The organism is Ruegeria halocynthiae (assembly GCF_000743705.1).
Lineage (GTDB): Bacteria > Pseudomonadota > Alphaproteobacteria > Rhodobacterales > Rhodobacteraceae > Ruegeria > Ruegeria halocynthiae_B.
In genome coordinates this window covers 185,738-206,097 of the sequence record NZ_JQEZ01000005.1, presented here as the reverse complement: position 1 = coordinate 206,097, position 20,360 = coordinate 185,738, and the positions used below count along the sequence as shown (strand labels likewise).

General features: G+C 59.3%; 23 protein-coding genes. 13 read left to right on the top strand and 10 right to left on the bottom strand.

Annotation, left to right across the window (positions count from 1 at the left end; all coding sequences use genetic code 11):
- Window position 1 precedes the first annotated feature (1 nt).
- Window positions 2–904, top strand: coding sequence for a DMT family transporter (locus JT51_RS17925; protein ID WP_037316006.1), 903 nt, complete (start codon window positions 2–4; stop codon window positions 902–904).
- On the opposite strand, the gene JT51_RS17920 is transcribed toward JT51_RS17925, so the two are convergent.
- The 3 genes from JT51_RS17920 to JT51_RS17910 form a co-directional block, all read right to left on the bottom strand.
- Window positions 901–2,277 (bottom strand): DEAD/DEAH box helicase, encoded by a 1,377-nt coding sequence (locus tag JT51_RS17920; RefSeq protein WP_200876108.1) that lies wholly within the window; start codon window positions 2,275–2,277, stop codon window positions 901–903. The two genes, JT51_RS17925 and JT51_RS17920, sit on opposite strands and share 4 nt — an antisense overlap.
- 275 nt (window positions 2,278–2,552) lie before the next feature.
- Complete coding sequence (locus tag JT51_RS17915) at window positions 2,553–3,314, bottom strand: hypothetical protein (protein ID WP_037315999.1); 762 nt, start codon at window positions 3,312–3,314, stop codon at window positions 2,553–2,555.
- 47 nt (window positions 3,315–3,361) lie between these two features.
- Window positions 3,362–4,969: a peptide chain release factor 3 gene (locus JT51_RS17910; protein WP_037315996.1), complete on the bottom strand. Its 1,608-nt coding sequence runs from the start codon at window positions 4,967–4,969 to the stop codon at window positions 3,362–3,364.
- 109 nt (window positions 4,970–5,078) lie between these two features.
- On the opposite strand from JT51_RS17910, the gene JT51_RS17905 reads away from it, so the two are divergent.
- From JT51_RS17905 to JT51_RS17870, 8 genes are all read left to right on the top strand, one after another.
- Window positions 5,079–5,444 (top strand): nuclear transport factor 2 family protein, encoded by a 366-nt coding sequence (locus JT51_RS17905; protein ID WP_037315993.1) that lies wholly within the window; start codon window positions 5,079–5,081, stop codon window positions 5,442–5,444.
- Window positions 5,445–5,514: 70 nt separating this feature from the next.
- Complete coding sequence (locus tag JT51_RS17900) at window positions 5,515–6,294, top strand: SDR family oxidoreductase (protein WP_037315990.1); 780 nt, start codon at window positions 5,515–5,517, stop codon at window positions 6,292–6,294.
- Between the two features lie 2 nt (window positions 6,295–6,296).
- Window positions 6,297–7,409, top strand: a complete 1,113-nt coding sequence (locus tag JT51_RS17895; RefSeq protein ID WP_037315987.1) for a hypothetical protein — start codon at window positions 6,297–6,299, stop codon at window positions 7,407–7,409.
- A 108-nt stretch (window positions 7,410–7,517) separates the two neighbouring features.
- On the top strand, window positions 7,518–8,564 hold the full coding sequence (locus JT51_RS17890) for a methyltransferase domain-containing protein (protein ID WP_037315983.1): 1,047 nt from the start codon (window positions 7,518–7,520) through the stop codon (window positions 8,562–8,564).
- 80 nt (window positions 8,565–8,644) lie between these two features.
- Window positions 8,645–9,730 carry an ABC transporter ATP-binding protein gene (locus JT51_RS17885; RefSeq protein WP_200876106.1) on the top strand — a complete coding sequence of 362 codons (1,086 nt, stop codon included), beginning with the start codon at window positions 8,645–8,647 and terminating at the stop codon, window positions 9,728–9,730.
- 121 nt (window positions 9,731–9,851) lie between these two features.
- A complete protein-coding gene (gene surE / locus JT51_RS17880; protein ID WP_037316354.1) occupies window positions 9,852–10,634 on the top strand; it encodes a 5'/3'-nucleotidase SurE in 783 nt (260 codons plus the stop codon).
- Window positions 10,631–11,281, top strand: a complete 651-nt coding sequence (locus JT51_RS17875; protein WP_037315979.1) for a protein-L-isoaspartate(D-aspartate) O-methyltransferase — start codon at window positions 10,631–10,633, stop codon at window positions 11,279–11,281. Before surE ends, JT51_RS17875 begins: the two co-directional genes overlap by 4 nt.
- Window positions 11,282–11,345: 64 nt before the next feature.
- Window positions 11,346–12,503: a peptidoglycan DD-metalloendopeptidase family protein gene (locus JT51_RS17870; protein WP_037315976.1), complete on the top strand. Its 1,158-nt coding sequence runs from the start codon at window positions 11,346–11,348 to the stop codon at window positions 12,501–12,503.
- A gap of 36 nt (window positions 12,504–12,539) precedes the next feature.
- On the opposite strand, the gene JT51_RS17865 is transcribed toward JT51_RS17870, so the two are convergent.
- Both JT51_RS17865 and JT51_RS17860 read right to left on the bottom strand, forming a co-directional pair.
- Window positions 12,540–13,211, bottom strand: a complete 672-nt coding sequence (locus JT51_RS17865; RefSeq protein ID WP_037315973.1) for a helix-turn-helix transcriptional regulator — start codon at window positions 13,209–13,211, stop codon at window positions 12,540–12,542.
- Window positions 13,212–13,226: 15 nt separating this feature from the next.
- The gene (locus JT51_RS17860) at window positions 13,227–13,535 is read right to left on the bottom strand and encodes a hypothetical protein (protein ID WP_037316351.1); all 309 of its coding nucleotides are present in this window, start codon (window positions 13,533–13,535) and stop codon (window positions 13,227–13,229) included.
- Window positions 13,536–13,751: 216 nt separating this feature from the next.
- On the opposite strand from JT51_RS17860, the gene tatA reads away from it, so the two are divergent.
- The 4 genes from tatA to JT51_RS17840 all read left to right on the top strand — a co-directional run bounded on the left by tatA (window position 13,752) and on the right by JT51_RS17840 (window position 16,306).
- Complete coding sequence (tatA, locus tag JT51_RS17855) at window positions 13,752–13,967, top strand: twin-arginine translocase TatA/TatE family subunit (protein ID WP_037315969.1); 216 nt, start codon at window positions 13,752–13,754, stop codon at window positions 13,965–13,967.
- Window positions 13,968–13,973: 6 nt separating this feature from the next.
- On the top strand, window positions 13,974–14,432 hold the full coding sequence (gene tatB, locus JT51_RS17850; protein ID WP_037315966.1) for a Sec-independent protein translocase protein TatB: 459 nt from the start codon (window positions 13,974–13,976) through the stop codon (window positions 14,430–14,432).
- On the top strand, window positions 14,429–15,346 hold the full coding sequence (tatC, locus tag JT51_RS17845) for a twin-arginine translocase subunit TatC (RefSeq protein WP_037315963.1): 918 nt from the start codon (window positions 14,429–14,431) through the stop codon (window positions 15,344–15,346). Before tatB ends, tatC begins: the two co-directional genes overlap by 4 nt.
- Before the next feature lie 117 nt (window positions 15,347–15,463).
- Window positions 15,464–16,306: an ATP-binding protein gene (locus JT51_RS17840; protein ID WP_037316348.1), complete on the top strand. Its 843-nt coding sequence runs from the start codon at window positions 15,464–15,466 to the stop codon at window positions 16,304–16,306.
- A 60-nt stretch (window positions 16,307–16,366) separates the two neighbouring features.
- Here the strand turns inward: JT51_RS17840 and JT51_RS17835 are convergent, their stop codons facing one another.
- The 5 genes from JT51_RS17835 to JT51_RS17815 form a co-directional block, all read right to left on the bottom strand.
- Window positions 16,367–17,011 (bottom strand): SDR family NAD(P)-dependent oxidoreductase, encoded by a 645-nt coding sequence (locus JT51_RS17835; protein WP_037315960.1) that lies wholly within the window; start codon window positions 17,009–17,011, stop codon window positions 16,367–16,369.
- 42 nt (window positions 17,012–17,053) lie between these two features.
- The gene (locus tag JT51_RS17830; protein WP_037315957.1) at window positions 17,054–17,302 is read right to left on the bottom strand and encodes a hypothetical protein; all 249 of its coding nucleotides are present in this window, start codon (window positions 17,300–17,302) and stop codon (window positions 17,054–17,056) included.
- A 280-nt stretch (window positions 17,303–17,582) separates the two neighbouring features.
- Window positions 17,583–19,106, bottom strand: a complete 1,524-nt coding sequence (gene purF / locus JT51_RS17825; protein ID WP_037315954.1) for an amidophosphoribosyltransferase — start codon at window positions 19,104–19,106, stop codon at window positions 17,583–17,585.
- Window positions 19,107–19,327: 221 nt separating this feature from the next.
- Complete coding sequence (locus JT51_RS17820; protein ID WP_037315951.1) at window positions 19,328–19,732, bottom strand: hypothetical protein; 405 nt, start codon at window positions 19,730–19,732, stop codon at window positions 19,328–19,330.
- 5 nt (window positions 19,733–19,737) lie between these two features.
- Complete coding sequence (locus JT51_RS17815) at window positions 19,738–20,346, bottom strand: CvpA family protein (protein ID WP_051927632.1); 609 nt, start codon at window positions 20,344–20,346, stop codon at window positions 19,738–19,740.
- Between the last annotated feature and the right edge of the window lie 14 nt (window positions 20,347–20,360).

Sequence of the window (20,360 nt, the reverse complement as noted above, 5' to 3'; positions counted from 1 at the left end):
CATGAGCCTTTGGATTCCCGTCACCATCGCCGCCGCCACGTTTCAGACCGTGCGGTTCATGCTGCAAAAATCACTAAGCAGCGTAAAGCTGTCTGCGGCCGGGGCGACCTTTGCCCGGTTCGCCTATTCGATGCCGCTGGCGGTAATCGGGCTGTTTATGGCGCTCAAGGCAACCGGGTTCAGCCTGCCACCTTTTACCGGGTGGTTCTGGCTGTTCGCGGTCATCGGGGGAACGGCGCAAATTCTGGCCACGATCTGCGTAGTCGCTTTGTTCAAACAGCGCAATTTTGCGGTTGGGATCACGTTCAAAAAGACCGAAGTGATCCAGACCGCCATTGTCGGCTTTCTGGTTCTGGGCGACCAGATATCAAGCGGTGCGCTGGCGGCGATTTTTCTGGGGTTACTGGCGGTGCTGTTGCTGTCCAAATCGCCCGGAGGCGAAGGGGCTTGGTGGAAACATCTGACGAACCGCGCGTCGCGGCTGGGACTGGGATCGGGGGTTTTATTCGCCTTTTCCTCGGTCAGTTATCGCGGGGCCTCGTTGGAGTTGGGCGAAATTGATGCCTGGTTCCGCGCGCTGGTCACGCTGGCCGTGGTGGTGACGTTCCAGTTTCTTAGCATGGGGTTGTGGTTGCTGTGGCGCGACCGGGCCGAACTGCGCGCCGTATGGGACACCCGCAGAACCGGAGTTTTTGTTGGTCTGACCAGCTTGTGTGGATCGTTCTGCTGGTTTTTTGCGTTCACATTGCAGAACGCGGCCTATGTCAAAGCGCTGGGGCAGGTAGAGCTGATCCTCAGCCTGTTTGCGTCGATCCTGTTCTTTCGGGAAACCATCACCCGGCGTGAGATCGCCGGGATGACTTTGCTTGGCGCCTCAATTCTGGCGCTGGTGCTGACAATCTAACCCGTGCGGCGTTCATCAAAGCTGAGAGCGATGAAGCTGGGCAGGTGATCACCCATGCCCACCACAGCGGGCCCGTTGTTGTCGCGGCGACCGCGGCCTCTGGGCTCGTTGTCTTTCTTGCGATCACTTTTCCGGGGCTCTCTGGCCTCTTTGGGTTCGCTCTTTTTGACTTCCGATTCCCGTGATTTCCTTTCGGGTTTCGGTGCCTCGGTCTTGGGTTCATCCTTGATCGGGTTGTCGATCCGGGGGATTTCCTTCTGGATCAGCTTTTCGATCGCATCCAGGGCTTTTTCATCGCGACCCGAACAGATCGTGATGGCCTTGCCCTCGCGCCCGGCGCGGCCCGTACGGCCGATGCGGTGCACATAATCCTCGGGGTGGCCGGGGACATCGAAATTGAACACATGGCTGACCGAAGGCACATCCAGCCCGCGCGCTGCCACATCTGACGCGACCAGCAGCCGCAAGGAACCGTCGCGGAACCCGTCCAGCGTTTTCATGCGCTGTGACTGATCCAGATCGCCATGGATAGCCGCGGCATCATAGCCGTATTTCTTCAGCGATTTCGCGCAGATATCCACGTCGGTCTTGCGGTTACAGAAGATGATCGCGTTGGTGCATTTTTCGCCCTCTGAATCAATCAACGCGCGTAGGACATTGCGTTTCTGGCTGGCCTCGCGATCGCGGCGGCCGCCTTTGAACATGACAACGCCCTGTTCGATGGTCTCGGACGCAGTCGCCTGGCGCGCAACCTCGACCCGGGCGGGGGCGGACAGGAACGTGTCGGTGATGCGCTCAATCTCGGACGCCATGGTGGCCGAGAAGAACAGGGTCTGACGGGTAAACGGCGTCAACGAGAAGATGCGTTCGATATCGGGGATAAAGCCCATATCCAGCATCCGGTCGGCTTCGTCCACGACCATGATCTGTACGCCGGTCAGCAACAGCTTGCCGCGCTCAAAATGGTCCAGCAGACGGCCCGGGGTGGCGATCAGAACGTCAACGCCCCGGTCGATCAGGGCATCTTGTTCCTTAAAGCTGACACCGCCGATCAACAGCGCCTTGGTCAACTTCAGGTGTTTTGCATAGGTATCAAAGTTCTCGGCCACCTGGGCGGCCAGTTCGCGCGTCGGGCACAGCACAAGCGAACGCGGCATCCGCGCACGTGCGCGGCCACGGGCCAGAAGCGTGATCATCGGCAGCGTAAAGCTGGCAGTCTTGCCGGTGCCGGTCTGGGCAATCCCCAATACGTCGCGCCCTTCAAGGGCCGCGGGAATCGCACCTTCCTGGATCGGTGTGGGGGATTCGTATCCGGCTTCCTCAATTGCTTTGAGGACCTTCGGGTTCAGGTTCAGTTCGTTGAATTTTGTCATGTATGTCCGGTTCATGCGGACACTAGACCTAGCCCGCGCGTCAGAGGAATGCCGGGCCCGGATGGCCATACGCATCATTGCGCAAATTCGGCTTGGACGGGGACATAACAAAATCGTCGGTCAGGGTCAAATGAAGACAAATTAACGCAACGGCGCCGGTGCGTAGTGGAGATTTTCCGCAACAATTCAGGGACTTCCGGTGCAGTGTTTCTGAGCTTTCCACCCCGAATTCGGCAGGTGTCGGCGGATCGGCCGTAAATCTGCGGTTCAGATGATCACTCGGGCAGGTAATCCATAATACTTTGCCGCCCCTTGTACTTCTGAATCCGCCCGAAGATGCTGCGCCGGTCGTACATCACCATTTTCAACATGCGAACACCCAGAGGGCGCAGCACCGGGTCGTTCTCGGCATAGCGCCACAGGCGCGCCAGCATGTTGCGATCCAGATCGCCGCTCGGCAATGAATATCCGCCCATATCGAAGGCCAAAGGCACATCCGAGTGTTTGTTGCCTTGCGCCCGGAAACCCTGATCGTTGGGTTGCAGGGAAATGCGCCGTTCGCTGTCGTGCAATTTGATCAGATCAAACAGCATAGAAAGACCTTGCCCACCAAGGCGCTGGTCCATCGTCTCTCCGTGATCGGCGAATGTCGTGGCGCTTGAGATCAGCCAGCGCACCGGCAGATCCTGCGCCAGTTCCGCCCCTTTCTCTTTCCACATCCGAAAGAACAGGGCGCGGGCCTCGGGCGGGGCAGGGCGGCGGCGCAAGAGCGCAATGCACAGCGCGTGCACCAGATGCAATTGCGTCGACCCGGCCAGTTCCAGCTGCAAGTCGTGCAGCTTTCTGCGGGCATCCCGGCGGTTTTCGAAAACCGCCTCTGGGTCGGGGGCATTGACCCGGGCTTGTGACAGGTCGTCCAGATCGACATCCGCCCCGGGTAGGGCCAGATGCGAATCCAGATAGGGCACTTCTTTTCGTTCCAGATGACGCATCAGCGCGTAGAAACCACCGGGATAGTTTTCCTTGTCGATATCCATCGCGCGTCTGTCCCCTTGGTGATCTGTGGCCGCCTTACATTGCCGGGTTACACCATCATCTCTTTGGTCGCCGTCAGGTTCAGCGCCGGATAGTCACGCTCGACCCGGTCGATGTCCCATTGCAGGCGGGTCAGATAGACAATGTCGCCATCATGGTCATGGGCGATGTGCTGCTTGTTGGCGTTTACGAATTTGTCGACCTCGGGTTTGTCACCGCTGACCCACCGGGCCGAGGTGAACTGAGACACGTCAAATCGCACGGGCAGGCCGTATTCCATCTCAATCCGGCTGGCCAAAACTTCGAACTGCAGCGCGCCGACGACGCCCACGATAAAACCCGAACCGATCGAGGGTTTGAACACCTTGGCCGCGCCTTCTTCGGCGAATTGCATCAGGGCCTTTTCCAGATGCTTGGCCTTCATCGGGTCGCCCGCGCGGACGGTTTGCAGCAATTCCGGCGCGAATGAAGGGATGCCTTTGACACGGATCGCCTCACCCTCGGTTAATGTGTCGCCTATGCGCAGTTGGCCGTGGTTGGGGATACCGATGATATCGCCGGCCCAGGCCTCTTCGGCCAATTCCCGGTCGGATGCCAGAAACAACACCGGGTTCGAGATGGCCATTGGTTTCTTGGTGCGCACATGGGTCAGCTTCATGCCACGCTTGAAATGGCCCGAGGCCATGCGGACAAAGGCCACCCGGTCGCGGTGCTTGGGGTCCATATTGGCCTGCACCTTGAAGACAAAACCTGCGACCTTCTTTTCCTCGGGTGCGATCTGACGCGGTTCGGCGGATTGAATCTGCGGCTGCGGGCCGTAGGCCCCGATGCCCTCCATCAGTTCCTTCACACCGAACGAATTGATGGCCGAGCCGAACCAGATCGGGGTCATATGCCCCTCCAACACCGCTTGCGGGTCAAGCTTGGGCAGCAGCTCGCGCGCCATCTCGACCTCTTCCAGCAACTTGTCCAGCAGATGCTCGGGCACGTGTTCAGCCAGTTTGGGATCGTCCAGTCCGTTGATCTGAATGCTTTCGGCCACCTTGTTGCGGTCGGCGCGGTCCATCAGTTCCAACCGGTCACGCAGCATGTCATAGCAGCCGATGAAGTCCCGGCCCACGCCGATGGGCCATGCGGCGGGGGTGACGTCAATGGCCAGCATTTCCTGAATTTCGTCGATGATCTCGAACGTATCGCGGCTTTCGCGGTCCATCTTGTTACAGAAGGTCAGGATCGGCAGATCGCGCAGGCGGCAGACCTCGAACAGTTTCTGGGTCTGGCTTTCCACACCTTTCGCGCCGTCGATCACCATCACCGCCGCATCCACCGCCGTCAGCGTGCGATAGGTGTCCTCGGAGAAATCCGAGTGACCGGGCGTATCCACCAGATTGAACCGGAATTCCCGATAGTCGAACGACATCGCCGAGGCCGAGACCGAGATACCCCGATCCTTTTCCATCTGCATGAAGTCCGACCGCGTGCGACGCGCCTCACCCTTGGCGCGCACCTGACCGGCCATCTGGATAGCACCTCCATACAGCAGGAACTTTTCAGTCAGCGTCGTCTTGCCCGCATCGGGGTGCGAGATGATGGCGAATGTCCGGCGCCGGGCGATCTCGGGCGGCAATACGGGTTGGTTCGAGGCGGTATCAAGCATGATGGCGCGTATAGGCGGGGAAACCTGCCGAGGCAAGACATTGGGGCTGGTTCGAATCAGATGGTTCTGGCAAAAAGAACATATAGTGAACAAATGATGGAGTGGATCAATGGATTTGAAAGGAATCGCCGAAGAACTGGTGGCGGGTTGTCGGGAAAACCGGGCCAAGGCCAATCTGGATAAGCTATATGCGGCGGATGCCGTTTCGGTCGAAGCGGTTGACGCAAGTGGCACGATGGGGCGCGAAGCCCACGGCCGCGACGCGATCCGAGGCAAGCACGAATGGTGGGAGGGCGCGCATGAGGTATCAGGCGCGTCGGTCAGCGATCCGTTCCTGCATGGCGAAGATCGCTTTGCCGTGATTTTCGAAGTGCAAGGCAAGGTTAAGGAAAGCGGCGAGAGTTTTGATATGCGCGAGGTTGCGATCTATCACGTCGCCGACGGCAAAATCGTGCGCGAGGAATTCTTCTACTGATCCCTGATCCGTTTCTGGTCTTCCTTGCCGGGCCGGTGCTAGATGTGAGGCAAGGATAGGGAGGATCAGAATGGATCTTGGAATTCGCGGAAAACGCGCGCTGGTTTGCGCCAGCAGCAAGGGTCTGGGCCTTGGCTGCGCCGAGGCTCTGGCGGCGGCTGGTGTTGATCTGGTGATGAATGCGCGCGGGGCCGAGGCGTTGGAGGCTGAGGCCGCGCGTTTGCGGGCCGAACATGGCGTAGATGTTCAGACGGTGGCCTGTGACGTGACCTCGACCGAAGGGCAGGCGCAGGTGATCGAAGCTGCGCAAGGCGTTGATATCCTTGTGACAAATGCAGGTGGTCCACCGCCCGGGTTGTGGTCGGACTGGGAACGGGACGATTTCATCAAGGCGCTGGACGCCAATATGCTGACGCCGATTGCCTTCATGAAGGCGCTGTTGCCGGGGATGATGGAAAGCGGCTGGGGGAGGGTGGTGAACATCACCTCGCAATCTGTGCGTGCGCCGATTGCTGTGCTGGGCCTGTCCAACGCCGCGCGCACCGGGTTGACCGGCTATGTGGCCGGAACCGCGCGGCAGGTTGCCCCGCAAGGGGTGACGATCAACAACCTGTTGCCAGGTATTCACGCGACTGATCGCGCGAATGCGCTGGATGGCGGTGTGTCTGCGCAAAAGGGGATTTCGATGGACGAGGCCCGCGCCGAGCGTGCCGCCACGATCCCGGCGCGTCGCTATGGCACGCGGCAGGAATTCGGCGCGGCCTGCGCGTTTTTATGCTCGCAACATGCGGGATTCATCGTTGGGCAGAATATCCTGCTGGACGGTGGCGGCACCAATTTGACGATGTGACGATGGCGCAGAATTTTTCCCTGAAAGACCAACTGTTCAACGCGGAAAAGACCCGCTACCTGGCTGGACTTTTTGCGGCGGCAGAGCCTGCGTTCAACGCGCAGGCGTTCGAGGCGCAGGTAATGTCCCGCCTGCCGGATCTTGAGTTGAAAGAGCGGATCGCCTGGATTGCCGAATGCCTGCAACAGGCCATACCCGGAGATCTTCCGGCCATCGCGCCTGTTCTGCTGCGCGCACTGCCGCCGCCGCTGGACCCGGACAAGACCGACGATGATTTCGGCGATTTCATCTTTGCGCCGCTGGGTGAGTGGGTCGTTGCCACCGGTCTGGATCACCCCGATCTGGCGCTGGACGTGCTAGCAGAGTTGACGCAGAGGTTTTCGATGGAATGGGCCATTCGGCCATTCCTCAACCACTATCCAGATCAGGTGCTGACCCGGATGGGCGCGTGGTGCGATCACGACAGTTATCATGTGCGCCGTCTGGTTAGCGAAGGCACGCGGCCGCGGCTGCCCTGGGGGCAGGGTATCGGGTTGGAGCTGACAGAACCGCTGCCGTTGCTGGATCGGCTGCACCTCGACAAGACGCGTTACGTGACACGCTCGGTCGCGAACCATCTGAACGACATTACCAAGAAAGACCCCGATCTGGTGCTGGGCCGGTTGCAAAGCTGGAAAAGTGGCGCGCAACAGGACGCTGATGAGCTGCGCTGGATGACCTCTCATACCCTGCGCGGGTTGGTGAAATCCGGTCATGCGGGGGCGATGAAGATGCTGGGCTATGATCCTGACGCCGAGATTGCCGTGTCGATCCAGCTAGACGGCGCGGCCCGGATTGGAGAGGTGCTGGCGTTTGACGTCGATTTGCGCGGGGCGGATGATCAGCCGGTCCTGGTTGATTACATCATTCACTTTCAGCGGCCTGGTGGAAAAATCTCACCCAAGGTTCACAAGCTCAAGCAAGCCGCGTTGCGCAATGGCGCCCTGAACCTGAGCAAAAAGCACAAACTGAAGGGCAACGCGACCACATTCAAGCTGGTGCCCGGCGCGCATCGGTTAGAAATACAGGTGAACGGGCGGGTGCGTGCCGGTGTGGATTTCGATTTGCTGGGCTGATGGGGGCGCTCCAGACCTCACGCTTTCGTCAAAAACGAATCTGCCGGATTGCGTGCCGGGCGGCGCTGTATTAGCTGCAAGCCAGAGATTGAAGGAAGGATAGCTGCGATGAAGCATGAGTCGGTGCAGAATTACTATGGTGAAGTCCTGCAAAGCAGCGCAGATTTGCAGACCAACGCGTGCTGCACGCCGGATGATATGCCGGATCACCTGAAAAAGATCCTGTCCAAAGTCCATGATGAGGTGCTGACCCGCTATTACGGCTGCGGCCTGATCGCGCCGCTGGATCTGGAAGGGATGAGCATCCTTGATCTGGGTTGCGGTGCCGGGCGCGATGTCTACGCCCTGTCGGCGATGGTTGGCGAAAAGGGCCGTGTGGTTGGCGTCGACATGACGCCCGAGCAGCTGGACGTTGCCCGCGCGCATCAGGGTTATCACGCCAATGCATTCGGATATGCCGCCAGCAACGTGGAATTCCACCATGGCTTCATCGAAAAACTGGATGAGCTGGACCTTGAACCGGGTTCGTTCGATATCATCGTATCCAACTGTGTGATCAATCTGGCCACCGACAAGGACGCCGTCCTGCGCGGCGCGCATCGGTTGCTGAAAGAAGGCGGCGAGATGTATTTCTCGGACGTCTATGCCGACCGCCGTGTGCCGCAGGCGATGGCCGAGGATGAGGTGCTGTACGGCGAATGCCTGTCCGGCGCGTTGTATTGGAACGATTTCCTGTCGATGTCGCGCAAGGCCGGGTTCGGTGATCCGCGCCGTGTGACCCACCGCCCGCTGACCATCGAAAACCCGGTACTGGAAGAGCGCGTCGCGCCGCTCAAATTCCTGTCGGCCACCTATCGTCTGTTCAAACTGCACGAACTGGAACCCGCCTGCGAGGATTACGGCCAGGCCGTCATCTACAAAGGCACCATCCCCGATGCCCCGCATCTGTTCGAGTTGGACGACCACCACGCGATTGAAACCGGCAAGGTGTTTCCTGTCTGTGGCAACACTTGGATGATGCTGAAAGATACGCGTTTCGCCCGGCATTTCGAGTTCATCGGCGATTTCGCGACCCACTATGGCATTTTCGACGGCTGCGGTGGTGAAAGCCCGTTTGAAGCCGTGGGTGAGGCCACATCCGGCGGATGTTGCTGATCTCTTGCGCCTGACAGGCGGGGTTGTTATCCCCGCCCAAGCCCGATGGAATTGATCGGGAAAGGCAACGGGGTCCATCGGTGACAGAAAACGCAACTCCTCCTCGTCTGGAAATCCGCAATCTTGTCGCCCGGTACGATGGGCGGGTCGTCGTTGATGACGTATCGCTGACCGTGCAGGCGGGGCAGGTGACCTGTTTGCTGGGGCCGTCCGGCTGCGGCAAATCCACCACGCTGCGTATGATCGCCGGGGTCGAGATGCAGGAATCCGGCGAGATTTATGTCGACGGCAAGCTGATCTGCGACACGGTGTTCCGGGTGCCCCCGGAACGACGTGAGATCGGCCTGATGTTTCAGGATTTTGCCCTGTTTCCGCATCTGAGCGTGGCCGACAATGTCGCCTTTGGCCTGAAAGGCCACAAGGAAGAAAAGCGCGCCCGTGTCGAAGAGTTGCTGCGCAAGGTTGACCTGATGCGCTTTACTGACAGCTTTCCGCATCACCTGTCAGGTGGGGAACAGCAGCGTGTTGCACTGGCGCGTGCGCTGGCGCCGCGCCCACGGATCATGTTGATGGATGAGCCGTTCTCGGGGCTCGACAACCGGTTGCGGGACGGTATTCGCGATGAAACGCTGGCGATCCTCAAGGAAGAAGACGCCGCGGTCTTGCTGGTGACGCATGAGCCGGAAGAGGCGATGCGCATGGCCGACGAAATCGCGTTGATGCGGCGCGGCAAGATTGTGCAGCAAGGGGCGCCGTACAACGTTTACACGCGTCCTATCGACAAGGCGGCCGTGGCATTTTTCAGCGATATCAATGTCCTGAAATCGCAAGTTAATGGCGCATTGGCCGAAACCCCCTTTGGTCAGTTTCTGGCACCGGGTGTGCCGGATGGTACGGATGTTGAGATCGTATTCCGACCTCAGCACGTTCGGCTTGATTTTGACCGCAGCGGTAAGGGGCCTTTGCCCACGGCAACTGACGGTGTCGCCGCGCGCGGAGTGGTTGAGCGCGCGCGGTTTCTGGGCAACGAAAGCCTTGTGGAATTCCGGATGGATCACGACGGCTCGATCCTCAGGGCGACGGTGCCGAATGTGTTTGTGCCCAATCCCGGGCGGGCCATGTGGCTGACCATTCGTCGGAACCGGTGCTTTGTTTTCACCGTTTGACGCCTGAACCGCCAGTTTAAGGCCAAGTGGTGCGCGAAAGCCTCAGATTGCGCGCGGGCTTTGCTTGCCGCCGCGCGGGGGCGGGTCTATCAAGGTCAAAACGCTGCGGTGGATGGGGCAAATGCGTATTCTTCTGACCAATGATGACGGCATCAACGCGCCGGGCCTGATCGCTTTGGAGGCAATTGCCGCCGATCTGGCCGGACCCGAGGGCGAAGTTTGGGTGGTTGCGCCCGCGTTCGAACAATCGGGCGTTGGCCATTGCATCAGCTATACACACCCCATGATGGTCGCAAAACTGGGCGAGCGCCGCTTTGCCGCCGAAGGTTCGCCAGCCGATTGCGTGCTGGCCGGATTGCATGACGTGATGAAGGACGCACCACCCGATCTGGTTCTGTCGGGTGTGAACCGGGGAAACAACTCGGCCGAAAACACGCTGTATTCCGGCACTGTCGGCGGCGCGATGGAGGCCGCTTTGCAAGGCATTCCGTCGATTGCCCTGTCGCAGTATTTCGGCCCGCGCAATCTGGGGCTGGATGACCCGTTCGAGGCCGCGACCCGTTTTGGCGCCGATCTGGTGCGGAAAATTCTGGACGCATCTCCTGCAGAGCAGAGCGATTACCGCTTGTTCTATAACGTGAATTTCCCGCCTGTTCCCGCAGATGAGGTGTTGGGAACCCGTGTCGCCGCGCAAGGCTTTCGCCGAGATACGCATTTCTCGGTTGAACCGCACAGCTCGCCCTCGGGTCGCAGGTTTCTGTGGATCAAGGGCGGGTATCAGCATAACCCGACCGCGCCGGGTACGGATGCGGCGGTCAATCTGGCGGGCTATATCTCGGTCACGCCAATGCGGGCGGATCTGACGGCGCATGACGCGCTTGAGGCGCTGAAGACAATCGAATGAGCGGACTGGACCCCGAAACAATCATGCAATTCCTGTTTGCCCTGCGATCGCGTGGGGTGACGGATGCACGTGTGCTGGCTGCGATGGAGCAGGTTGATCGCGGGCAGTTCGTCAAAGGCCTGTTCGCCGAACGCGCCTATGAGGATACGCCGCTGCCGATTGCCTGCGGGCAGACGATCAGCCAGCCTTCGGTCGTGGGGCTGATGACACAGGCCCTTGATGTCCGTCCACGGGATACGGTTCTTGAGATCGGAACCGGCTCGGGCTATCAGGCGGCGATCCTGTCCAAGCTGGCGCGCCGGGTCTATACGGTCGAACGTCACAAGCGGCTGGTGCGGGAAACCGGGCAGTTGTTTCGCGATATGGGCCTGACCAATGTCACCGCGATGCTGTCGGACGGGTCGTTCGGCTTGCGCGAACAAGCGCCGTTTGATCGGATCATTGTGACCGCCGCGGCAGAGGACCCGCCCGGACCGCTCTTGGCGCAGCTTAAAATCGGCGGTATTATGGTATTGCCGGTTGGGCAGTCGGATACGGTTCAGACCCTGATCCGTGTCAAGCGAACCGAAACCGGTTTGGACTATGACGAATTGTTACCCGTTCGTTTCGTGCCCTTGTTAGAGGGCCTTGGAAAAGACGGGGCATAAAGGAATATTCTGCAAAATGCGCCGGAACCCCGGAGAACAGGGGCAGGTGTTGAGGATAAATGAAATGAGAGCAGTTTCCAAATCAGCGATATATCGCTGCGCGACAGGGGCCGCGGTCATAGCGCTTGTGGCTGGGTGCGAAGGCCCGCTGGATTATGATTTGCGCGGTCAGGTCGGCGGTTTCTCGACCACCGACGCGGTGCAGGCGGCGACCACCAACAGACCAGCCCCGGACGCGCGGGGTGTGATAACCTATGCGACCTATCAGGTTGCCGTCGCGCGCGGTGGCGACACGGTCAGCGACGTCGCAGCGCGGGTTGGCCTGCCTGCGGCAGAGCTTGCGGGGTTCAACGGGTTGCAGCCCGCAGATACGTTGCGCGATGGCGAGGTGATCGCTTTGCCGCGTCCGGTTGGCGGCGCAAGCAATGTGGACATCGCCTCGATCGCAGGTACAGCGATTGACCAGGCCCCGGCGGATGGCTCTGTTCGTGTGTCAAATCTGGACCCGGCGACACCAGCCGCAGCGCCAGCAGCCGTACCCGCGGGACCCGAGCCGGTTCGGCACAAGGTCAAACGGGGCGAGACTGCTTACACGATTTCGCGGCTGTATCAGGTGCCGGTGGATTCCCTGGCAGAATGGAACGGGCTGGGGCCGGAATTCACGGTGCGTGAAGGTCAGTTCCTGTTGATTCCGATCAAGAACCAGCCTGCACCGCAACCGACCCCGGTGCCTGCGACCAATGTGACGCAGCCTGGGCAGGGTTCGCCAACGCCGACACCCCCCAGTGCGACACAGCCCTTGCCGGACGAAAAGATCGCCCCGCCGCCACCTGCGCCGGATGTCACAGCCGAAGCGCCCACGAACCAAAGCAATTCAGTCCTGGCTATGCCGGTTTCGGGTACGATTATCCGCGCCTATGACAAAGGCAAGAACGAAGGGATCGACATCGCCGGTGCGCCGGGCACAGCTGTAACAGCGGCCGAGGCGGGTACTGTGGCGGCGATCACTGCAGATGCCGATCAGGTTCCGATCATTGTGGTCAAGCACAACAACGATCTGCTGACCGTTTACGCCAATGTTGAAAAGATCAATGTTAAGAAGGGCGCTCGGGTGAGCAGGGGGCAAAAGATCGCGTCGTTGCGGGGCGGGGATAATGCCTATGTGCATTTCGAGGTCCGCAAAGGGTTCGAATCCGTTGATCCGGAACCCTATCTGAACTGATCCGGGTGCGGTTTTGACCTGCCAAAGGTGTTCGGTTCAGTCCGTGGGGTTATAGTCGTCCAGCCGCTTTCCCGGCTCGTCGGCGAAAATCTCTGGCAGCGGCGATACGGTTTCGATCAGGTCGATGCGAAAGACGCGAAACCCCTGCCGCAGCTCACACCATGCGGTCAGGGTCCAGACGCGGCCCCAGTATTCCATGTGCAGTGGGCGAATGGTCCGGTCAGTCAAAACCCCGTCAATCCGGCGATAAGATAGCTGCAGTTTCTGGCGGGATTTGATCGCCGCCCGGATCGGAGCCATATGCGCCAGCCCGCGCGCGGCATCGGCAAAGGGATAGACCGCAAATTTCCAGGCATCAGCCTCGGCCACGACCTGCGTCGGCAGTACTGCGTCGATCTTGTCGGCAAGTGTTTCTGCGGCGGCCTTCAGGTCCGGGTCCGCGGCCTCGGCCACGATGGCCATCCCAAGGTTCAGCGCCTCAAGCTCGGCTGGGGTCAGGTTCAGGGGGGGCAGGGTGATCTGCTCGCGCACCATGTAGCCCACACCGCGCTCGCCCTCGACCGGGACGCCCGAAGCGACCAGAGTGTCCATGTCGCGATAGATCGTGCGGACCGACACCTCTAGCCGGTCCGCAATGTCCTGCGCGCGGTGCAGTTTACCGTCACGCAGGATCTGAATGATATCGAACAGCCGGTCAGTGCGGCGCATGAAGGCTCCTGTTTGTCATGACGCCCCAATAGTCCAATGGATCGCATCGTGGCGCATGGTCACGGTGTCCGGCGCAATTGCCGCCATCACGGCGGGCGCGAACTCTTGCTTGGGGAAGGCAGCGGCGGCGGTCTGCGCGCTGTCCATGTCAGCCCATATGACCGTATCGGTCCAAAGCCCGTCGTCCCCAGAACTGAGGCGACGGAAAACAAAGCCCTGCGCGTTTCGAACGAAGGATTCTGTACCTTTCATGATATTCACGAAATCCTCCTCGGTTACATTGTTCGCAAGTTTGAATGTTACGGTTTCTGCGATTTGTGTCACGGTACGCTCCTGTTTCGTTGGGACAGGGTCGGTGTAACCATCACCAACTGACATAAACCTGTCAGTTGTGAATTGCCAACCCGCAAAAAAAGCGTGATCCGTTCAAATTTGAACCCGAAATTGACTTGCCTCACTTTTGCCGGCGGCCCAGCGGGCGTAAACACACACTCAAATCACATTCCCGGCGCATTGCGTCGACGTACAAGGAGAAGAGACATGCTCAACAATATCGGCCTTCCCGGTCTGCTGCTGATCGCCGTTGTGGTGCTGGTGCTGTTTGGTCGCGGCAAAATCAGTTCCCTGATGGGCGAAGTGGGCAAAGGCATCACCTCGTTCAAGAAGGGCGTCAAAGAAGGCACGGACGAGCTGGATCAGGACGCGTCCGAAGTGGCAAAGGACGTCACGCCCGAGACCGACAAAGACAAGGCCTAAGCGCAGATGTTTGATCTGGGCTGGACCGAGCTTCTGGTCATCGGCGTTGTGGCCCTGATCGTTGTAGGGCCAAAAGACCTGCCGGTGCTGTTCCGAAATGCCGGCCGCTGGGTCGGTAAGGCCCGTGGCATGGCGCGCGAATTCAGCAGCGCCATGAACGAGGCAGCCGACGAGGCGGGCGTGAACGAGATCAAGAAAGGTCTGAAGACGGCTGCCAACCCTGTGGGCAGCGCCATGGACGGCGTGAAAGAAGCCGCGCAGGAAATGGCCGCCAGCATGGACCCGACCAAGTTCGACCCCGACAGCGAAACCGGCAAGCTAGCGACAGAGCGGGCTGAGCAGGCCAAAAAGATCCAGGCCTCGACCGCCCGCGCCGCGGCCGAGCGTAAGGCCAAAGAAGCTGCGGATGCGCTGGCCAAGGCCGAAGAGGCCGAAGCCGCGCTGAAAACTGAAAGCAAGACATGACCAACACCGAAGAGATCGAGGATTCCTCGGCCCCATTAATTGAACATCTGGCGGAACTGCGCACGCGGTTGATCCGGTCGGTTATTGCATTCGTCGTCGGCATAGTCTTGGCCTTCACGGTAGCAGAACCGATCCTACAGTTTCTGGTCCAACCGATTGAGGCAACGCTGCGGGATCTAGGGGATCCCTCTCCGACGTTGCAATATACGTCGCCCCAGGAATATCTGTTTACGCTGTTCCGGATCTCGATGGTGTTTGGGTTTGCTTTGGCGTTCCCGGTGATTTCCTATCAGCTTTGGCGTTTTGTGGCGCCGGGCCTGTACCGGTCCGAAAAGGGCGCGTTCCTTCCGTTCCTGATTGCATCGCCGTTCATGTTCATGCTGGGCGCAGCTTTTGCGCAGTTTGTGGTGACACCGCTGGCCATGCAGTTCTTTCTGGGCTTCGCGGATGTCAGCTCGATTTTCGCCAATCTGCTGTCGGCGACAACCGGGGATGTGCCAGAGGAAATCGTTGTCGTTCCCGAAACCACCGAGGGCGTGAAGATCACATTCTTTGGCAAGGTCAACGAGTCACTCGACATCACGTTGAAATTCATCCTGGCCTTTGGCCTGTGCTTCCAGCTTCCGGTTTTGTTGACCCTGATGGGCAAGGCCGGGCTGGTCAGCGCCGAGGGGCTGGGCAGCGTCCGGAAATACGCAATGGTGGGTATTCTGGTACTGGCCGCGCTGGTGACGCCGCCGGACGTAATCACTCAGGCGATCCTCTTTGTGGTGGTCTATGGCCTGTATGAGGTTTCGATCTTCCTGGTCGCCCGCGTTGAGAAAAAGCGCGAAGATCAGCTGCGCGCTGACGGCTTCTATGACGACGAAGAAGAGGCCGACGAAGAGATCGTGCAGGAAGAAGAAGACAAGTAAACCTGTCACAACCCAAGGATCAGGCGCGCTTTACCCAGCGCGCCTTTTTCGTATCCAACGCTTGTTGCGCAGGTGGGAACATGGTTTGAAACCTGCAAACACGACCCGGAGGCCCCAATGGAAGACCAAGCCCTGAACCGTATCGCCGACGCGTTGGAACGCATGGCTCCAGCCCCTCTGGCCGCGCCGGACTTCAACGCCGCATCGGCTTTTGTCTGGAATGTGGAGCCGGATCGTCTGGAACCGGTCACACAGGTCAGCCGTGTTGATCTGGATCTGCTGGTGGGTATCAACCGGTCGCGCGACACGCTGCTGGACAATACGCGCCGCTTTGCGGGCGGGTTCAAGGCCAACAACGCGCTTTTGTGGGGCGCGCGGGGGATGGGCAAATCCAGCCTCGTCAAAGCGGTCCACGGTACGTTGCAAGCCGAATACCCTGATCTGAAATTGGTCGAGTTGCAGCGCGAGGATATGGGTTCGGTCGCGCGTCTGCTGAACCACCTGCGCGCCGCGCCGCACCGGTTTATCCTGTTCTGTGATGACCTGTCGTTCAGCCATGATGACCAGCACTACAAATCGCTCAAGGCGGTGCTGGATGGTGGCATCGAAGGCCGCCCTGAAAACGTCGTTTTCTATGCCACTTCGAACCGCCGCCACCTGATGCCGCGGGATATGATCGAGAACGAACGCTCAAGCGCCATCAACCCGTCCGAAGCGGTCGAGGAAAAGGTCTCGCTTTCTGACCGGTTTGGCCTGTGGCTGGGGTTTCACCCCTGCGATCAGGACGAATACCTGGCGATGATCGACCGCTATTGCGGCGCATATGACGTGTCGGTCGATCCGGCCACCCTGCGGGCCGAAGCCATCGAATGGCAGGCCACGCGCGGTGCGCGCTCAGGTCGTGTTGCCTGGCAGTTCTTTGTCGATCTGGCTGGGCGCAACGGCGTCCACATCAACTGACCTGCCCGCTTCATCTGGCCAAAAATATCCCCGCCGGAGGCATGGCCCACAGGGCCATTCCTACAACAAAGACAGAATTCGCGCGGCTTCTGTCGCGGTGCTGGTCAAGGCATCGCGATCCTCACCGGGGTGAAACCGCGCACGTACGGCGGTTGGCATCGGCGCGGGTTCGACAATTGATACGCGCGGGCCGGTGCGTTTGGTTTCCTGCGCCCAGCCACGGGCCAGTGCCATCTGTGCCGCCTTGGTTGCGCCATAGATGCCATAGAATTTCTCACCCGCCTTGGGGTCGTCAAAGAACACGGCGTGGCCGGTTTCTCCAAGCAGGGGCGCGATGTAGGGGATCAGAACCGATGTGGCCGTGGCATTGGTGTTGACGGCCTTGGTCCATTCTTTCGGGTCAATGAAATGCGTCGGGGTCAGGGCCGATGTGTGGACGGCCGTGTGCAGCCATAGATCCACCTTGCCCCAGCGATCATGGATACCACGGCACAGTGTCGCCATGGCATTCGGATCGGCGATATCCATGGGGGCCAGCGTAGCCGCGCCGCCTTTGGCCTGAATGCGGTCATCCAGCTCTTCCAGCCCGCCGGTGGTGCGGGCGACTGCGACGATGTGGTATTCAGGTGCCAGCGCTTCGGCCAGGGCAGCGCCCAGCCCACGAGAGGCCCCGGTGATAAGGGCAATTTTGGTCTGATCGGTCATGACAGCGGTTTGAACCTCTGCACGCAAAGCGTCAAGACAGGATTAGCTGCCAGGGATGACGATCCGCCTGGTCTGGCCGCTTTGTCGCAGGATGACGCTATCGGCATCAATGGCGACGACAGTGCCCGAGGTGACCCGGCTGCCCAGTTTGACCTCTTTCACGCGCCCCGAGGACAGTCGCATCAACGCGCGCATATCAGCCTTTGGACCAAAGACCCCAAGGACTGAAACGGAATTCCTCTTTAGCGCGCCCTTCTGCGTGGCCGCGCCTTTGACGGTGGCGTTTGACATGAATATCCGGTCCGACCCAATTGGTCCGACCCCTTGTTATGAGTGGTTGGTTGCATGCGAGCTATCAAACCGAGGTGTGAAGGGAAAGGCCGAGCGGGATCACCAATTCGACAGGGTTTTGCGTCCTCGCGAAACCCTTGCGATTACGTTTCCTTCATCGGTGGGTTGTGGGCGAAAACCCACCGACCGGGCCGGATCGCTGGCAGAAAAAGGCCCGCATCGCGGTGGCGATACGGGCCTTGGGTTGAATTGATTCGGTGCCGGGTGTCACCAGCCGGGGCTACCCCGAAGCCAGTTTCGCGGCATTCCACGACCCACCGGGCACCTGCATATCCTGTTTCTTTTTGCTGACCCGGGTGCTGTTTTCCAGACTGTCCAGATAGTCGCCGCTGACGCTTCCGGTGATGTATTCTCCGTCAAAACACGAACAATCAAAGGCTTCGATCTCGGGGTTGCCTTCTTTGGCCGACCAGATCAGATCATCGAGGTCCTGATAGAACAGGGCGTCTGCACCAAGCTCCTGCCGGATTTCCTCAATGTTTTTGCCGTTGGCGACCAGCTCATGCTTTGTGGGCATGTCGATGCCATAGACGTTGGGGAATTTCACCGGCGGCGAGGCGCTGGCGATGAACACTTTCTTGGCGCCAGCCTCGCGGCACATCTGCACGATCTTTTTGATCGTATTACCACGCACGATGGAATCGTCGATCAGCAAGACATTGTGGCCCTTGAACTCCAGCGGCACGGCGTTCAGCTTGCGGCGCACGGATTTCTGACGCTCTTCCTGACCGGGCATGATGAACGTCCGGCCCACATATCGGTTTTTCACCAGACCTTCGCGATAGGGAATGCCCGTGGCCTTGGCGACCTCAAGCGCAACCGGGCGGGCGCTGTCGGGTACGGGGATGATGCGGTCGATCTCAAGGCCTGCGGCCTCAATCTGACGAGCCAGCGTCTGACCCATGCGCATCTGGGTTTTATAGACGGAAACGCCATCCAACAGCGAATCCGGGCGGGCCAGATAGACATATTCAAAGATACAGGGGGTCAGTTGCCCCTCGACCGCCTGATATGTGTGCATGTTACCGTTCAGGTCAATCAGGATCGCCTCGCCGGGCTTAACATCGCGCAGCTTATCAAAACCGTTGATGCCAAAAGCCACATCTTCCGAGGCAAAGGCATAATCGTCGCCCTGACCATCCACTTCACGCTTGGCCACCGACAGGGGGCGGATGCCATATGGGTCGCGGAAAGCCAGCATACCGACACCGGCAACCAGACAGATGACCGAATAGGCACCCTGTACCCGCTCCATCGTCATCTTCACACCAGCAAAGATGTTGCGGATGGGTTCCCCGCTTCCGTTGACCTTGATCGCATCGGCGACCTTATCGGCCAGCACGTTCAGCAGGATTTCCGAATCCGATGTGGTGCGCAGGTGGCGGCTGTATTTGGCGGTCACCTTTTCACGCTGCTCGGCCGTATTGGTGATATTGCCGTTGTGGACCAGATAGATGCCATAGGGCGCATTCACGAAGAACGGCTGTGCCTCGGACGCGCTGAGCGACCCTGCGGTCGGATAACGGACATGGCCCATGCCGATCTTGCCCACCAGGGTATCGGCATCGTTGGCGTTGAAAACGTCTTTGACCAGACCGTTGGCCTTTTTCTCACGAAAGAACTCATCATTATAAGTGACGATGCCCGAAGCGTCCTGACCCCGGTGCTGCAACATCAGCAGCCCGTCATAGATTTCCGCAAAGACATCATGCGTCCTGCTTGCGATCCCCAAAATCCCACACATGTACGGGCTCCAATTTCTATGACGTTATGATTAGCGGCGATGGTTCGAACATCTGCATGGCGATACCTGTGCGTCCTGTCGCCAACCCCGATGGTGGTGCAAACGCGCCATTGTCACGAGGGCAAGCGCGAAAGAAAACAGGTACAGCAAGATCGGCGGCTCCGATTCCATGTCAGTTCGGCCCTCACATAATGCCTTACGGTGCCTGTGTCATCAAAGGATCACAAATGTGATTTCCCGCAGGTGGTTTTTGCCAAACACGGTATCAAAAGGTGACATGCGCATTGGCCTGTGCTGTCATGAGGGTAGCAAATGGTATTTTCCCAATTCAGAGTTTCGATTGGAACAGCATCATGTGGGAACACAAGCAGGGCGTTAAAAAGGACGAGCCGGTAAAGCGCCGGTGCCACCGGTGTCGTGGCATGGGGCGTTCCTCTTGTCAGATTTGCAACGGGGCCGGACAGGTTGTCAAAAGTCGCGATGTTTTTGGCAAGCCGCTGTTCAGTCGTTGTGATGGCTGCTTTGGCCTCAAGAACACCAGATGTACGGTCTGCGCGGGCGAGGGGTTTGTCTGACCAGACTTTGGACGCATGAGCCAAAAAAAATGCCCGGTCAAAGCCGGGCATTTTTCTTATTCTGTTGTGGCCGGGGCTGTCGGCTCTTGTGTGGTTTCAGAGCCGCCGGTGTCTCCGGTGCAGCTTGCCACCAGTTCTTCATATTGCCGGGTCACCCAGCCAAGCGCGGCCTCGGGGTTTTGTTCCTCAATCTGGTCGCTGAACTGTTCGAACACCTTGGCCGAGCGGCTTTCATCAACGATTGAGTAGGTTTCCCCGGGCATCACTGTGTCATAAACAAAGAAGGCGATGGCAACCAACAGGATGCCGCGCGCGATGCCGAAGAAGAAGCCAAGCGCCTGATCCAGCCCGCCCAGGGCCGAGCGCTGAACGATAGATGAAAACAGCGGCGTAAAGATGCTGACCACGATCAGCGCGATGGCAAAGACTGCGGCAAATCCGGTAATGACCGAAAGTTCGCAACTGTCGCGCAGGAAATCGCCGACCACCGGGATCTCTTTCACCAGCGGTACCGCCTGGGGCGCAAAGATAAAGGCCAGAACGGCGGCTGCAACCCAGCCAGCGATCGCCAAAACCTCGCGCAAGAAGCCGCGCGAATAGGCCAACAAGCCCGACACGACGATGATCAGGGCAACAACCCCGTCAATTATTGTAAAACCTTCCATGGCCCTCGCCCGTA